General features: G+C 46.6%; 11 protein-coding genes. 8 read left to right on the forward strand and 3 right to left on the reverse strand.

The window, feature by feature from the left end:
- Positions 1-53 precede the first annotated feature (53 nt).
- Entirely contained in the window at positions 54-1,337 is a 1,284-nt protein-coding gene (locus VNM22_10340; protein ID HWP47549.1) for an AMP-binding protein, read from the reverse strand.
- Between the two features lie 473 nt (positions 1,338-1,810).
- Here VNM22_10340 and VNM22_10345 point away from each other — a divergent pair, with 473 nt between their 5' ends.
- Together VNM22_10345 and VNM22_10350 are read left to right on the forward strand one after the other, a co-directional pair.
- Positions 1,811-3,877 (forward strand): sodium-translocating pyrophosphatase, encoded by a 2,067-nt coding sequence (locus tag VNM22_10345; GenBank protein HWP47550.1) that lies wholly within the window; start codon positions 1,811-1,813, stop codon positions 3,875-3,877.
- Between the two features lie 66 nt (positions 3,878-3,943).
- A complete protein-coding gene (locus tag VNM22_10350) occupies positions 3,944-4,993 on the forward strand; it encodes an FHA domain-containing protein (GenBank protein ID HWP47551.1) in 1,050 nt (349 codons plus the stop codon).
- Here the strand turns inward: VNM22_10350 and selB are convergent.
- Positions 4,988-6,898, reverse strand: a complete 1,911-nt coding sequence (selB, locus tag VNM22_10355; protein HWP47552.1) for a selenocysteine-specific translation elongation factor — start codon at positions 6,896-6,898, stop codon at positions 4,988-4,990. The genes VNM22_10350 and selB overlap by 6 nt on opposite strands.
- Positions 6,899-7,073: 175 nt before the next feature.
- On the opposite strand from selB, the gene VNM22_10360 reads away from it, so the two are divergent.
- The 6 genes from VNM22_10360 (at position 7,074) to VNM22_10385 (ending at position 14,240) form a co-directional block, all read left to right on the forward strand.
- Positions 7,074-8,498 (forward strand): FAD-linked oxidase C-terminal domain-containing protein, encoded by a 1,425-nt coding sequence (locus VNM22_10360; GenBank protein ID HWP47553.1) that lies wholly within the window; start codon positions 7,074-7,076, stop codon positions 8,496-8,498.
- A 155-nt stretch (positions 8,499-8,653) separates the two neighbouring features.
- Positions 8,654-9,946, forward strand: coding sequence for an FAD-binding oxidoreductase (locus VNM22_10365; protein HWP47554.1), 1,293 nt, complete (start codon positions 8,654-8,656; stop codon positions 9,944-9,946).
- On the forward strand, positions 9,947-11,251 hold the full coding sequence (locus tag VNM22_10370) for a heterodisulfide reductase-related iron-sulfur binding cluster (protein ID HWP47555.1): 1,305 nt from the start codon (positions 9,947-9,949) through the stop codon (positions 11,249-11,251).
- Positions 11,252-11,256: 5 nt separating this feature from the next.
- Positions 11,257-11,589, forward strand: coding sequence for a (2Fe-2S) ferredoxin domain-containing protein (locus VNM22_10375; GenBank protein ID HWP47556.1), 333 nt, complete (start codon positions 11,257-11,259; stop codon positions 11,587-11,589).
- Positions 11,570-12,676 (forward strand): glycosyltransferase family 9 protein, encoded by a 1,107-nt coding sequence (locus VNM22_10380; GenBank protein ID HWP47557.1) that lies wholly within the window; start codon positions 11,570-11,572, stop codon positions 12,674-12,676. Before VNM22_10375 ends, VNM22_10380 begins: the two co-directional genes overlap by 20 nt.
- 397 nt (positions 12,677-13,073) lie before the next feature.
- On the forward strand, positions 13,074-14,240 hold the full coding sequence (locus tag VNM22_10385) for a DUF4384 domain-containing protein (GenBank protein HWP47558.1): 1,167 nt from the start codon (positions 13,074-13,076) through the stop codon (positions 14,238-14,240).
- Between the two features lie 115 nt (positions 14,241-14,355).
- On the opposite strand, the gene VNM22_10390 is transcribed toward VNM22_10385, so the two are convergent.
- A complete protein-coding gene (locus VNM22_10390) occupies positions 14,356-15,807 on the reverse strand; it encodes an MATE family efflux transporter (protein HWP47559.1) in 1,452 nt (483 codons plus the stop codon).
- Between the last annotated feature and the right edge of the window lie 53 nt (positions 15,808-15,860).

Below are 15,860 nucleotides of genomic sequence, written 5' to 3' on the forward strand. Positions count from 1 at the left end.
AGAATGGGAGAATAAAGACCCGTTCTCCCCTTCCTTCTTTCCCTCTGTTGAACTTAATCCCATTTTCTTTCATCTAAAATTTTTTTTCCTCCCTCAGGAAGGGTCCCTCCAGGTACCAACTCAATCGTAGCCCTCAATTTCATGACCTCCCGTACGGTTTGTTCCAATTGACTCTTTAAAGTGTCCGATTCCAGTATGCCAGGTTTAAGCTCTACCCGAAGTTTCAGTTCATCTTGATGATGGACACGCGTAATGACTACCTGTCCCCTGGCGATATCCGGGTGTTTGGCTAAGATTTCATCCACCTGACCGGGTCTAATGAACATCCCTCTCACCTTGGTCGTTTCACTGGCGCGCCCTACCAATTTAACCAGGCGATGGGAGGTCCTCCCACAGGGACAGGGCTCATCGGTAAAATAAGAGAGATCTCCGGTTCCAAATCGGATCAGGGGGTAGGTTTTATTGAAGTTGGTTACCACCACTTCGCCAACCTCTCCAGGCCCTAGCTGATTCCCGGCTTCCAGATCTACGATTTCTACCACCAGTTCCTCAGGTACGTGCATACCGGATTTTTCCCGACATTCATATCCGATGGTTCCCACATCTGCAGTCAGATATCCCTGTCGAACCAGAAGATGATAGCCTTCTTCCAGCTCCGTCCGCAGAGATTCCGGAAGCATTTCGGCGGCAACAAAAGCAACTTCCAGCGTAAGATCCTTTCGGGGTTGATAACCTAATTCTTCTGCTTTTCTGAGAAGGGTCATCAGAAAACTGGGGGTGCCGGTGTAACCGGTAACCTTCAGATCGTATAAAATTTTAACCTGAAGTTCTGTATTTCCTACTCCGGTCGGAATAACCGTACACCCCATTGCCACCAAAGCCTCATCTAAAATAAGTCCGGCAGGCGTTAAATGATAAGCAAATGTGTTTTGAACCAGATCTCCTTTCCGAAACCCGGCTGCATACAAGGCCTTTTCACACCTCCAATACCTCTCTTCAGGCCCTTGAGGATCATAGATAGGTCCTGGAGAAACATAAATCCGTTTGAGTTGATGAGACGGAACGGTTGTAAATCCCCCAAAAGGAGGATTTTCCCTTTGAAGTTGGGGAAGCTGATCTTTCTTTGTAATTGGGACCTTCTCCAGGTCTTTTACCGTCTGGATATGCTGCGGAGTCAGACGAGCTGCTTCAAATCTGGCCCTGATAGCCGGTGCATGGGTGTAGGCATAACCCATAATTTCTCGAAGCTTCTGAACCACATAAGCTTCTCGCTCTTTGGGGGGAAGAGTTTCTAAAGCCGGGTCATAGAAACCTGTAGTTCGATCGGATTTTAACATATTTTTTCTTTTCCCATCTTTGAAACCAGTTTTCAAAGAAAAAATGATTTCTTCGATTTAATTAAGATTAAAAAATATACCTGATTCCCATTTTCGAGTCGTTCCCACGGCGTTTTTCCATGATTACAAAATAAAACGGTTTCAGCCTGTAGATAGGTGTATCCAAATCTCTGTTTGAAGTCAAGGTTTTTCACAAAGGCTTCCACAGGCGTGGTAAGAGATGGAGTCTTTCCATAATCCCATAAAGGGGGGTACAAAATTCTTAAACAAAATTCTAGACTCTTATAGGTAAAGGATGTATAATATAAGGGGTTTTGCACAAAGCTGCTCTGTTTCTTGTCCTGCGTCGGGTGTCTTAAAATAACCTGGGTGTTTAAATTCAAAAATCTTCTAATTTAAATAAAACTCAATAGCTACTCACATATCGTAGTAACGATAAGGAGAAACATAAGGAGAAACATAAGGAGATTATTATGACCTTGGTGATAGTCTTAGCCATTAGTATCCTTGGATTAGGTTTTGCCTGGTATCTGGCCCGGTTTGTTTTAGCTCAGGGTACTGGCAAGTATGAAATGCAAGAAATATCTAATGCTATACGTGAAGGGGCAGAAGCTTTCTTGAAGAGGCAGTATAAAACCATTGCAATTCTCAGTGGGGCTTTAGGCCTGCTGATCCTTCTGCTCTATGGATTCTTGAAAGAGGACTGGAACCTGGCGGTTAAAACGACCTTTGCCTTTTTTTTAGGAGCCGGGTGTTCCGCCCTGGCCGGGTATATTGGGATGTATGTTTCAGTGCGTGCCAATATCCGTACGGCCAATGCGGCGTTGACCAGTTTAAATAATGCGCTTATTATTGCCTTGAGAGGTGGAGCGGTTTCTGGAATTACGGTCGTTGCCATGAGTCTTCTGGGAGTCGGGGGGCTTTTCCTTCTCTATGGCGGTTTATCGGATCCTCAAAAGGTTCCTTTTTTAATAGTGGGTTACGGATTTGGGGCCAGTTTTGTCGCCTTATTTGCTCAATTGGGAGGAGGTATTTACACCAAGGCTGCGGATGTTGGAGCAGATTTGGTTGGAAAGGTAGAGGTCGGAATTCCTGAGGATGATCCGAGAAATCCGGCTGTTATTGCAGATCTGGTCGGGGATAACGTGGGAGATTGTGCCGGTCGTGGCGCCGATCTTTTTGAATCCACGGCGGCAGAGAACATCGGTGCCATGATTTTGGGAGTTGCTTTATTCCCCCACTTTGGAATCAAGGGAATTTTATTTCCCCTCCTGGCCCGGGCTTTTGGACTCATAGCCAGTATGGCAGGCGTCATGGTGGTTAAAACCGATGAACAGGGAGATCCTATGAAAGCCCTCAATAAGGGCTATTACGTAACGGCTGTTCTGGCTACCATCGGTTTTTATATTGCAACCGCAACTATGCTCAAGAACAATCTCTGGTTCTTTCTAGCAGGTTTTATAGGAATTTTGACCAGTATTGCCTTTGTTTATATTACCCAATATTACACCGAATACAAATATCGCCCCGTTAAAGAAATCGCCCAGGCTTCTCAAACCGGACCGGCTACAAATATTATTACCGGACTGTCGGTTGCTCTAGAATGTACGGCACTTCCGGTGGTTGTGATTTCTGCCGCCATCCTCTTTTCCTATTACTGTGGACAAAAAGGAATGGAAGGGGGTGGACTGTACGGAACGGCGGTGGCTACCATGGGTATGCTGGCCACATGCGCCTATATCTTGGCCATGGACACCTTTGGGCCTATTACCGATAACGCGGGCGGCATTATCGAAATGTCCCAACAACCCGATGAAGTCCGCAGAAAAACCGACCGATTGGATGCCGTTGGGAATACCACCAAGGCCCTTACCAAAGGATATGCCATTGGAAGCGCAGCCCTCGCCGCTTTTTTGCTTTTTTCCGCCTATCTGGACGAGGTTGCCCATATTACCGGTAAACCTTTCCATTCGGTAGATATCGCTAAAGTGGAAGTGTTTATTGGAGGGCTTTTGGGAGCCATGCTGGTATTCCTGTTCAGTGGACTCGCTATCCGGGCTGTGGGAAAAGCGGCTTACTACGTTATCAACGATGTGCGGGCCCAGTTTAAAGAGAATCCAGAAATTCTGAAAGGAAAAGCTAAGCCGAATTATGCCCGGTGTGTGGATATCGTGACACTGGGAGCTTTAAAAGAAATGGTATTACCCGGTGTTCTGGCCGTAGGAATGCCGGTTGTGGTGGGTCTCCTTTTCCGAATGGTGGGTTTAGGAGCCGAGGCCGTTGCGGCGCTTCTAATGATCGGAACCATTGCTGGTATCCTTGCTGCCACCATCATGAACAACGGAGGGGGAGCCTGGGATAATGCCAAAAAGTACATTGAAACAGGGGTATATGGGGGTAAAAAATCCGATGCTCATAAAGCTGCTGTGGTCGGTGATACGGTCGGAGACCCCCTTAAAGATACAGCCGGTCCTTCTCTCCATGTGCTGATTAAGTTGCTCAGCACCATAACGCTGGTACTGGCTCCCTTGTTTGTTTGATCGTTGTTCGTTGTCCGTTGCTACTAACCGACAGCCAACAACGGACAACGAATAACAGACAAAATTATGTCCACAAATCCTTTTAGAAAAGCCACAGAAGTCTTAGCTAAGTTGGGTATCACCCTCTCCGACGAGGGTTTTATAAAAAGGCTCCACGAACTTCGATCCCAAAAAAATCAACTCTCTTCTTACCTGGCCAGGGCAGAACGTTATAAGAGTAAAGTCTCTCCCATTACCTACGAAAAGGTTAAGAATGATTATCAGAAAAGATTGCAAGAAATCGCCGCCGAACATGAGGAAAAAGAGAAAAAGTTAAAGGATGAAATGGACCTGATGCTCCGGAAACGGGATGAACTGGTAGAGATTGTCAAGCCGGTGGCTTTTGAATATGAGGAACTTAAATTTCGTTGCATGGTGGGAGAATATACAAAAGCCGCTTTTCTTTCCCTGGCTTCGGATAAGATTAATTTCCTGAAAGATCAAAAGGAAAAATTGCAGGCCCTTTCGGATAAGTTAGCTTTTTATCGACTCATTCTAAACCTTCAGCAAGAAGTTACAGAGCCTATGGAAACTCTGCCCCTTGAACTGGAAGACTTTGAAATACCCCCTGAAGAAGCTAAAGAATCCTCCTTTCAACCGGCTGAAGAGGAAGCCGGGATTGCCCCAAAAGCAGTCTCGCCAACTTCATCGGAACCTCTCGAAGAGGAATTCGAGTTCAACTTTAGTGCCACCCAAACCCTGTCTTCCGAAAATGACTTTTCTGACACCGAACTGACCGAAGCGGAAGAAGATATCGATTTAGAACAAATGGTTGAATCGGAACAGGCCTTTGTAATCCTTAAGGAAGAAGGTCAGGAAGATAAACCTTTTATGATTTTACCAGAAGAATCCCTGACCATTGGACGGGCCAAAGATAATACCTTGAGAATAGATCAGGATTCAATCTCCCGATACCATGCCAAAATAAGCTTCGAAAACGGACAGGTTATTATTCGGGACCTGGGAAGTGCGAACGGAACGTTTGTTAACGGAAAGAAAATTAAGGAATACGCTTTATCGGATAACGATGTGATCTCTGTGGGTGAAAAGGTGAAATTGATCTTTAAAAAACTATAACTCCCTCAGGACCCTGGTATCTCCCGTTCGGATCGTTAAACCCAGCGAATCAAAGTATTCCAACAAGGGGATGGCATACTTTCGACTGATCCCCAGGAGATCTTTTAAGATTCCTACCTCTATACTCCCTTTGTCCTTTAGGAATTGGACTACGGTGGATTTAATCTCTTCCAGCTTACTTCGATGATAAAAGATGGGTTCTCGAACCCGAACAAGGGTTCCGACTTCCAGGAGAAATTGAAAGATCTCTTCGACAAGTTCCCTATTTCCACCGATTTTTTCTAAAACCTCTTCATAGTTGGGAGGTTGAAATCCTCCTGATAAATAAATCTCTTCAAGTTTGCGCCGGATTTGCTCCTGCTCAAGGGATAATTGGATATGGTGGGTACTTAATCGAACTATTTTTTTATCCACGGTCAAGATCCCGGCTTCTGTTTGTTCTTCTAAAACTTTATTGAAAATCTGAATAGGTAGCTCTTCCGGAAGCTTGCTTCGGAGTTCCTCCTTGGACATTCCCAATTTTAGGGGATATTTAGCATGAAAATCTTTCAAGTAGGTCTGGACCATTCCTTTCAATTCTTCATAGGTATCTCGATGAATAAAAATTCGAGCTTCCGGGTCCATGAGAACCAGTTTTCCCTGTTCCGATAGCTTTTCCAACTCAGACCGGATATTTTGCTTTGAGGCGGTTATTTGACCTAACAGGGTTTGCACGTTAACGGGCTTCCATCGATTCCACCGGGCATAAACTTCTATCACCTGATCCAGAGACCCTTCTCTGAGTATCCTGAGATCTTTCAAGGGTTGCGGGGCAAACCGTTTGTGCTTTTGGGGATGAGGATTGAGGATCTCTCCTCCACCTATGGTGATAACCGGAGAGTAACTCCGGATTACATAACGATCCCCGGCCAAAACAACTCCAGGTGCTTCCAGATGAATTTGTGCAAATGTTTCCTGACCCGGCTCCAATTCTTCGCGATCCAGGAGAACGATCCGGGCCATGATCTCACTGGTTCCTACATGGAACCGAACCCGTGTCCTATTTTTAAGGGGTTTATCGGCTTTTGCCAGGAGCTGGAGGTGGACATCCAGCATATAAGTAGCTTCAACCAAGTCGGGTTCTATTAATACGTCTCCGCGTTCCAGGTTTGCTTTTTCAAGCCCATGCAAATTCAGGGCGGTACGTTGCCCGGCCCAGGCTTTTTGAACACTCTGGTTATAGGTTTGGATTCCCCGAACCCGGGCTTTTAACTTCTTGGGTAAAACCTCCAGGGTATCCTCGATCTGAACGACCCCTGAAACTAAGGTACCCGTCACGACGGTACCGAATCCTTTAACGGTAAAAACCCGATCAATGGGAAGACGAAAAATACCTGCAGCATTTCGAGGTTGGACTTGAAGGGCCAGTTTTTCTAATTCCCCCTTGAGATGATCGATGCCGACCCCTGTTTTGGAAGAAACGGGAACAATGGGGGCCTTTTCTAGAAAGGAGCCCTTTATAAAATTTTTTACATCTTCTATCACCAGTTCCAGCCATTCTTCATCGACCAGATCGGACTTTGTCAAAGCCACTATCCCCTGCTGGATCTGAAGGAGTTGACAAATGGCAAGATGTTCCTCCGTTTGAGGCATAACCCCTTCGTCGGCTGCAATGACGAAAAGGGCCAGATCAATCCCACCCACCCCGGCCAGCATATTTTTTACAAACTTCTCGTGACCCGGGACATCTATGATTCCCAATTCGATTTCCGGGGAGAGGCGAAGAAAAGCAAATCCTAAATCAATGGTAATTCCACGTTCTTTTTCCTCCTTAAGTCGATCGGTATCAATACCTGTTAAGGCTTTGACAAGGGCTGTTTTGCCATGATCGATATGCCCGGCGGTTCCTATAATGATATGCTTCATACTTTAAATGTATAAGATAGGGCCTCTCCCCTGTCAAGGTCTTTGATAGGTAAGGAAGGGGATTATTTTCCCAAAAAGACCACAGAAAGATTGACAGGGATTCATTTCAAGTATATCGTAGTAAGGGGGCTTAAAAATTATTAAAAGAACCAAAAATTCAATGGGGGGGGTGTTTATGGACAAGAAAAAATGGGTCACCGAACTGGCCAAGATTGTCGGGGTTGGGAATGTTCTGTCAACCCGGGAGGATTTAATCGTCTATGAATGTGATGGTCATACCATCGATAAAGCTCCTCCCGATGTGGTTGTTTTTCCCACCTCCACGCAACAAGTGGTCGATATTGTTAAGTTTGCCTATCGAGAAAAAATTCCCTTCGTCGGTCGCGGAGCCGGAACGGGATTGAGCGGAGGAGCTTTATCTCTCCAGGGAGGGATTGTCATCGAGTTTTGTAAGATGAACCGAATCCTGGAAATTGATTATGAAAACAAGCGGGCCGTGGTGGAACCGGGGGTTGTTAACTTACATCTCAGTGAAGCCCTTTCAGAGCAAGGATACTATTATGTACCGGATCCCTCGAGCCAGGCTTCCTGTACAATCGGCGGAAACATTGCCGAAAATTCCGGAGGACCTCACACCCTGAAATATGGAGTCACCACCAACCATGTATTGGGTCTGGAAGTCGTTTTGCCGGATGGAGAGGTCATTCAAGTGGGGGGTAAGATGGAAGATCCCCTGGGCTATGATCTAACCGGGATTCTGGTAGGCTCCGAAGGAACCTTCGGATTGGTAACCAAAGCGATTGTACGCATTATGCATAAACCGGAAGCAGTTAAAACCCTACTGGGTATTTTTGATACAGTGGATGACGCCAGCAGTACCGTTTCGGGAATTATTGCCCGGGGAATCATTCCAGGAGCTCTGGAAATGATGGATAACCTGGTCATTCAGGCGGTAGAGGCAGCTACCCAAATCGGTTATCCCCTGGATGCCGGGGCCGTCCTCATTATTGAACTGGATGGATTTAAGGAGGGAATGGAAGAGCTGGCAGATCAGATTATCCAGGTTTGTAAGGAAAATCGGGTTCGAGAAGTCCGTGTTGCCCGCTCTGAGGAAGAACGTGCCATAATTTGGAAGGGCCGTAAGGGTGCCTTTAGTGCCATCGGTCGTCTCTCCCCTACGTATTATACCCAGGACGGTGTGATCCCCAGAACCCGACTGCCGGAAGTTTTAAGGAAAATAGCCGAAATCTCCCAAAAATATGGACTGCGTATTCCCAACGTTTTCCATGCCGGAGATGGAAATCTTCACCCGCTTATCCTCTTTGATCTTCGCGATAAAAAACAGGTGGAAAAAGCCCTGGAAGCGGGTAGGGAAATCCTCAAAGTTTGTGTGGACGTGGGAGGAAGTATCACGGGAGAACACGGGATCGGAGTCGAAAAAAACAACTATATGCCCTGGATCTTTACTCCTGAAGATTTAGAAGCCATGCGTCGAGTTAAAACCGTTTTTAATCCGGATAATCTGCTGAATCCAGGAAAGGTATTTCCTACCTCCAAAGGCTGCAGTGCAGAAGCCAGGTTTTACGGTAAAGTAGCTTAGGGAAAGGAAATTCTCGAGGGAGAGAATAGGAGAAAGGAAGAACGGAAGAATAAATCGTAGATGGCTTATTTTCTCCTTCTTTTATTCTTCTATTCTCATTTATCTTGGATAACCTTATCAAAGAGCTTATCAATATTGTTGGGGAACCCCACCTTTTGACCTCAGAGATGGATCCCTACAGGGTAGAAGGTCGGGTTCCCAAAGCCATCGTTTTCCCGGGTACCATTCTGGAAGTTTCTGAAATCCTGGCCCTGGCCGATAAAGAGGGAGTCAGTGTTATTCCCCGTGGAAGTGGGACGAAGATGCATTTGGGTGGAATTCCCAAAAGGGTTGATTTGGTTCTTTCATTGACCCGCCTCAACCAAATACTTGAATACGAATCGGCAGATCTAACCGTGAGGACCCAGGCCGGTATTACCTTGGCAAATCTTCAAAGTACCCTTGCTCAAAGGGGTCAATTTCTGGCATTGGATCCTCCCTTTGCTTCCAAGGCCACCATCGGTGGGATTTTGTCCACTAACTCCTCTGGACCTTGCAGACTTCTTTATGGAACGGCGCGAGACCTGGTTATCGGAATCAAGGTGGTTCACCCGGGCGGTATGGTAACCAAGGGTGGGGGGAAGGTTGTTAAAAATGTGGCCGGGTATGATATGAATAAGCTCTATATAGGAGCTTTAGGAACTTTAGGGGTGATTGTGGAGGCTAATTTTAAGCTTCGTCCTCTCCCCAGGATGGAGAAAACTCTGTGGGCCACCTTTCCGTCCCTCTCAACGGCCTTTGAAGCTGTCACCAGGATTTTCAAATCCGAACTGAGTCCGGCGTTCCTGGAGTTGTTTAATCCCTTGGCCGGAACCTTGTTAAGTCGGGTTATTGAGATTCAAACCCCTGAAAATAATTTCATCGTAGCCATGGGAGCCGATGAGGTGCCGGAAGCAGTCGAACGGCAGGTAACCCAGGCAGAAAGGGTTTGTAAAGAATCCGGCGCAACCGATACCCTGATTTTAGCCGGAGAGACAGAAGGGAAACTCCGGAGATCTATTCGGGAGTTTTTCACACTGGCCACTACCCATACCCGTACAACCTTAAGTTGTAAGGCCAGTATCCCCCCCAAAACCGTTGGGGAACTTTTCCAAATTGTCCATGGGATGGAAAAAAGGTATGAAGTACCCGGTCTGCTTCAAGCCCATGCAGGAAATGGAATCGTTTATGTTTACTTTTCCCGGCCGGAAACTCCTATAGAAACATGGGTTAAAATGATTGAGGAACTGAGAACTTCGGTTGTTAATTTAGGTGGAAATCTGGTTGTGGAGTTGGCTCCCATTAATTTGAAAGAAAGGATCGATATCTGGGGGCACCCGGGAAGTAGCTTTCGCCTGATGCAGGGAATTAAAGCCCAATTCGATCCCCATAACATTTTAAATCCGGGGAGGTTTGTGGGAGGATTGTAAATGGAAACAGCAGAATCCAATGTTCTAAATTTAGGGTTTGATAATATAGATCCACCCAACTACGATAGGATTTTGGGATGTATCCACTGTGGACTTTGCCTGCAGAAATGCCCTACTTATCGGGAACTTGGGGTAGAAGCCGATTCTCCTCGTGGACGAATTTATTTAATCAAATCGGTTGCCGATGGGATTCTTCCTATTAATGAGAAATTTGTGGAACATATGTACCTGTGTCTGGATTGTCGGGCTTGCGAAACTGCCTGCCCCTCTGGGGTCCACTTTGGAGAAATCATGGAAGCAGCCCGAGGCCAGATCGAGCGGAACTGGAAGCGACCTTTCCTTACCAGACTAATCCGGGATACGGTTTTTAAGGGTATTTTTCCTTATCCCAAACGGATCAGGCTTCTTGCCTCACTTCTCCGGTTTTATCAACGGTCCGGACTGCAATCCTTCGTTCGTCGTTCCGGACTTCTTAAAATACTTCCGGGAAATCTGGAGCAGATGGAGCAGATGCTCCCGCCACTTCCTGCTTCAGCAGGAAATCTACCCGAAGTCGTCCCGGCTAAAGGGGAGAAAAAATATCGGGTCGGCTTGATCTCGGGTTGCGTCATGAAGGAGATGTTTCCTGCTATTCATCAGGCTACCCTTAAAGTTCTTACCGAGAACGGATGCGAAGTGGTCATCCCTAGATATCAAAACTGCTGTGGTGCGTTGAACATTCATGGAGGAGTCCGGGAAGTGGCCAAGAAAATGGCCCGAAATAATATCGATGTGTTCGATCGGGCCCAGGTAGATTTTATTATCATCAATGCTGCCGGATGTGGCTCCACATTGAAAGAATACGGAATTCTTTTGGAGCACGACCCCAACTATGCTGAGAAAGCCAAAACCTTCAGCCAGAAGGTGCGGGATATTTCTGAGTTTTTGGTCGAAATTTCTTTCAAGAAACCCACCCAAGAGATTCGTAAACGGGTAGCCTATGACGACCCCTGTCACCTCATCCATGGTCAGAAAATAAGTAAGCAACCGCGTATCATCTTGCAGTCGATCCCCGGACTGGAATTTGTAGAGATTAAAGAAGCGGACTGGTGCTGTGGGAGTGCCGGAATTTACAATATTACCCATCCCGAGATGTCCATGAAGTTGTTAGAACGTAAAATGGCCCATATTAAAGCTACCCAGGCGGATATTATTGCAACGGGAAATCCAGGCTGTATCTTACAGATTAGAATGGGAGTCCAAAAGCACGGAATGTCGGCTGAGGTTCTACATCCTGTAGAATTATTAGCACAAGCCTACGAGTAAGGATCATGTCGCGTTTTAAACATCACATCTTTATTTGTATTAATGTACGTCCCCCGGGTCATGCGAAGGGATGCTGCTCCGAGAAGGGATCTGAAAAAATAGCCGAACTTTTTAAAGAAGAACTTTATCGCCGGGGCTTCAAGGGCATCATTCGAGCTAATAAGGCGGGTTGTCTTGATGCCTGCGAATTCGGTCCTTCCGTTGTGATCTACCCGGAAGGAGTCTGGTATGGAAATGTTCGAACCCCAGAAGATGTCATGGAAATTATCGAACGGCATCTCATCGGTGGGGAAGTGGTTGAGCGCCTTCGGATCCCGGATGAAAAGTTTAGGAGGTGAAGGAAAAGCAGGCCATAAGCCGGATAAAATTCGCCGTATTCTGGTTATCCGGGCCGGTGCCTTGGGAGATACCCTTCTCATGCTTCCCTTAATCCGGGCTTTAAGACAGGCCTTTCCTGAAGCCTACCTGGAGGTCATGGGTTATGTGGAACGGTTGCAACTTGTTTTGGGTGAGGCCTATGCCCATCACATCAGCTCTATCGAGCGCAGGGGCCTGGAAGCTTTTTTTGTAAAAGATGCGCCTCTTCCTCCCGATTTAGTCCGCTTCTTCGGGAGTTTTGATTTAATCCTCTCCTACAAACAGGATCCAGAAGGACTCTGGACCGAAAATCTCGGTAAAACAGGGGCAACCCTGGTTTATAATTTCAATCCCTTTCCTTCCCAAGAAAACCCCATTCATGTTGTAAAATATCTCCTCAATACCTTAAAAAGATTAGACTTGAATCTAGAAACAGCCCATTTACCCGGGAACGCTGAAGATTTTACCGGTGAACAAATACCCGACCTCTATTATCCCAGAATTCAACCTCCTCCCTGGGCCCAAGAGGAAGCTCACCTGTTTTGGAAAGAGAATCGGCTTCCCATGGAAAGGGAGTACCCGGTCTTGGCCGTCCATCCAGGGAGTGGAAGCTTAAAAAAAGTCTGGCCTCCTGAGAAATTTGCCCGGGTTTGTCTGGAAGCCTCTAAATCTTATCAGGCTCGCATTCTCCTCATTTCAGGACCTGCAGATAAAGAAAATGTTCAAAAAGTACTTGAACTTTCCCAAGGGATACATCCGGTCCCGGTCGAAAATAAACCCCTCTGGCTTCTGGCCGCTATTTTGGAGCGTTGCCGGATTTACCTGGGAAACGATTCGGGCGTAACCCACCTGGCAGCTGCCGTTGGTACCCCTGTCATTGCACTCTTTGGGCCCAGTCATCCTAAAATCTGGAGACCTCTTGGAAAAAAGGTCAAAATCCTTCAGGCTGAAATAAAAATGACGTCTGTTCATCCGACCCTTCCTGCTGTCGAGAACCTTTCTGGAGGATTAGAATCCCTGCCGGTTACCACCGTGATGGAGGCCCTGGATGCAATGATCCTCCATTAGAAGCCCTGCTTCAAACGTAGCAGCATTGTTACCACCGTAATGGAGGCCCTGGATGCAATGATCCTGTCCCCTTAAACTCTGTTACCAACACCACAATAAGGTTGAGGATTTCTCGCTCGTCAAACGAGGACGTTCGACCTACTTACAATGCTTTCTTCTCATCTGATCTCTGAAAGAATCGGAATCTGTTTGATCTAATTGCTTTGCTCAAATCTAAGTAGGTCAACCGTCCTCGGTTAATGGAATTGACAGAGAATTATACCTTTTCACCCTGAAAAGGTTACGTATTTTCTTGACTTAACCCTCAACTTCGGTTAATCTCTAGCATCTGATTGTGTCTTAATAATCCAATTACACGAGCACTTTTTATTTTATTAAAGGAAAAGGAGAAGAAGCCATGAGGTTTATAAAATCCTTGTATTTTATTCTGTTTGGAATGGCCTTTTGGTTACCCCATATGGCCGATACCTATGCCCAGAGACCCGAAAGACCCAGGCCGCCTACAGATCGTGGAGAAGGGCCCAAGACGTCGATTGAACGTATTATTCCGGTCCCCCGGCAAGGTGAAGTTAACCTCAGCATCTGGACCAATAAAGGATGCGGATCCACCTATTATACGGGAGAATACATTGATGTTTCCTTTACGGTGGATCAGGATAGTTATGTCACACTTTATGATATTGATTCTACGGGAAATGTAACGGTTCTGTTTCCTAACTCATATTCTCGAGATAACCTGGCCAGGGCGGGTCGTGTCTATACAATACCCAACAAATATTCAGGGTATAATTTGATGATTGAAGGCCCTTCAGGGCTGGAACTTTTGGAGGGAATTACTTCTACAGATGGATATTACCACTGGTTCTTTGATGGGGTAAGTGTACCTCCCATCTGGTCCAACGAGTGGGGAAATCCTACGACATGGGGAGGAAAATATACCCGTGAACCTCTCCCAGGGCCCGATGGAGAGCCTCCGGTTGTTACCAGACGATTTGAAAAAAGGCTCCAGTATCAGGGACCTCGGGATCCAAATCAAATTGCAAACTATATCCGCGAACAAATTCGGGATCAATCTCGAACAAAAATTCAGCCGGGCTACCAGTGGGGGCGTGCTTCCTGTGCCTTTTATGTTATTCATTATCTGGGTTATACCGAGTATGACCCCGGCTTTGAGTCCTCTCCCCCGTCTTATCCTTCTCAACCTTACCCTGTGCAACCCTATCCCCCCTCTATGGCCCCATCTTATCCGTATTCACCTCAATTTTTTGGTCCTCCCCCTTATTCTCCTACGGCCCCGCAACCTTACCCTGTACAGCCTTATCCATCGCAGCCCTATCCCTCTCAGGCTTCTGACCGTACTCTGTCTGTCAATTCTATTCCTCCCCAGGCCCATGTTTTTCTAGATGAGCAATATTATGGAATGACTCCTCTGACACTTTATAACGTGGCAGCCGGCCCTCATCGATTACGGATTGAGAAACCGGGATATATAACTTATGAGCAGGTGATCCAGATAAAGGATCGGGGTCCCACGCAAATTAATGCTTATTTACCATCTTCTTGACCCCATTTACCTGGGGAGCTACAAGAGTAACTCTCTAAAAAGAAATAACTCCAATACCTCCTGGTCTGCCACGGCAACGTCATGTGGCCGTGGCAAGGTGTTGAATTTTTAAATCTTATCGAATCCAGCCTTTTCCCATCCAGCGCAAACCCATAATCCCCAATCGGGTCAGCATAAACAGGGTAATGCCGATCCAGACACCTTGGAGATTTCCGCCAACAGCTCCCCCCAACCAGGTTAAGAGAATTCCCAGTAATCCCAGGGAGACCATGGAATTTCGAATAAAAACCATATCCGATGCACCGATCAGAAGACCATCTAACACAAAGAGGACAGAATTGGGAATCTGCATGCCTGCCAGCAGTCCAAAAATTGAGTTTACGGTCTCCAATACTTGGGGGTCTTGGGTAAAAATCCTGGGTAAAAGATCTTGCAACATTAAAAATCCAAGGCAAAAGATAGTTCCCAATCCGAGGCCCCACCGACATAAGCGGTTTCCGATAAATCGAGCATAGTTGACCTGGCCGGCTCCCAAGGCTTTTCCAACTAGGGCCTGGCCGGCAATAGCCAGGCTATCCAATAACAAAGCTGAAAAGGTCCACAACTGCCACCCCACTTGATGGGCGGCTAAAGAAGCCGTTCCAAAGCCTGCTGCCATTCGGGATCCGGTAAATAAGGCGGCTTGCAGGGCAAGGGTTCGGAGTAACAGATCACGGCTTATAGCCAACATATCCCCAAGGATTTCCCAGCGAGGCCGGAGAACAGCGGTTCGTAGACGAAGGTTGATAAATCGGCTACTTTTTATCTTTTGGATCACTCCGGGATTGGATTCTGGATTTTGAACTTTCTGAGGGCTACCTACAGCCCGCAGACTGCGGCCTACAAATAATAAAAAGGTAACCCCACCAACCCAGGTAGCTATTACCGTAGCCCAGGCTGCTCCCACGATTCTAAAGGCAGGTATCCCCAAGGTGGGCCAGCCAAAAATTAAGATAATACTTAAAAGTGCATTGAGAAGGTTCATACCGGTGGCGATCATCCAAGGGGTTTTGGTATTTTGAAGTCCACGGAATATTCCATTACCTAAACGAATCCATAAACCGGGAATTCCTCCCAGGGCTCGGATGGAAAGGTAGAGGGATCCCATGGAAAGGACCTCTGGAGTTACGTGGAGAAGTTGGAGAAACGGACGGGAGAAGAAAAACAGGACTCCGGTTATCAAAAACCCGAGCACGGTGGCCAGCCATCCCATCTGGATGGCTTCCTGGATGAGAAGATCTATTTCTCCGGCTCCGAACCTTCGAGATAATCGGGCCGTAGTTCCATATTCGAGAAAAATCAGGTTGGTAAATAAGAAGTTCAGCAGAGTATTGGCCGCTCCCAGTGTTGCCAACTCAGTCGATCCCAGATGACCTACCAGAGCCGTATCCAAAAGACCCATTAAAGGCTCTGCGGCCAGAGTTCCCAGAGCAGGAATGGCTAATTTAAGGATATGTTGATGGCTTGATTCTCTTTCCGATTCTTTTCCAGTGGAACCTTTATGGCCGGTTAAAGAAAAAATAGACAGATGAGTAGTAACGACTTTAGCCCTTTGGGTGAAAGACGGCTAAAATCGTTACG

It is taken from the genome of Candidatus Limnocylindrales bacterium (genome assembly GCA_035559535.1).
Classification (GTDB): domain Bacteria; phylum Moduliflexota; class Moduliflexia; order Moduliflexales; family JAUQPW01; genus JAUQPW01.

Coding starts and splice junctions, on each gene's coding strand:
- VNM22_10340 (HWP47549.1), bottom strand. CDS start 1,337: ATGTTAAAATCCGATCGAACTACAGGTTTCTATGACCCGGCTTTAGAA.
- VNM22_10345 (HWP47550.1), top strand. CDS start 1,811: ATGACCTTGGTGATAGTCTTAGCCATTAGTATCCTTGGATTAGGTTTT.
- VNM22_10350 (HWP47551.1), top strand. CDS start 3,944: ATGTCCACAAATCCTTTTAGAAAAGCCACAGAAGTCTTAGCTAAGTTG.
- selB (HWP47552.1), bottom strand. CDS start 6,898: ATGAAGCATATCATTATAGGAACCGCCGGGCATATCGATCATGGCAAA.
- VNM22_10360 (HWP47553.1), top strand. CDS start 7,074: ATGGACAAGAAAAAATGGGTCACCGAACTGGCCAAGATTGTCGGGGTT.
- VNM22_10370 (HWP47555.1), top strand. CDS start 9,947: ATGGAAACAGCAGAATCCAATGTTCTAAATTTAGGGTTTGATAATATA.
- VNM22_10375 (HWP47556.1), top strand. CDS start 11,257: ATGTCGCGTTTTAAACATCACATCTTTATTTGTATTAATGTACGTCCC.
- VNM22_10380 (HWP47557.1), top strand. CDS start 11,570: ATGAAAAGTTTAGGAGGTGAAGGAAAAGCAGGCCATAAGCCGGATAAA.
- VNM22_10385 (HWP47558.1), top strand. CDS start 13,074: ATGAGGTTTATAAAATCCTTGTATTTTATTCTGTTTGGAATGGCCTTT.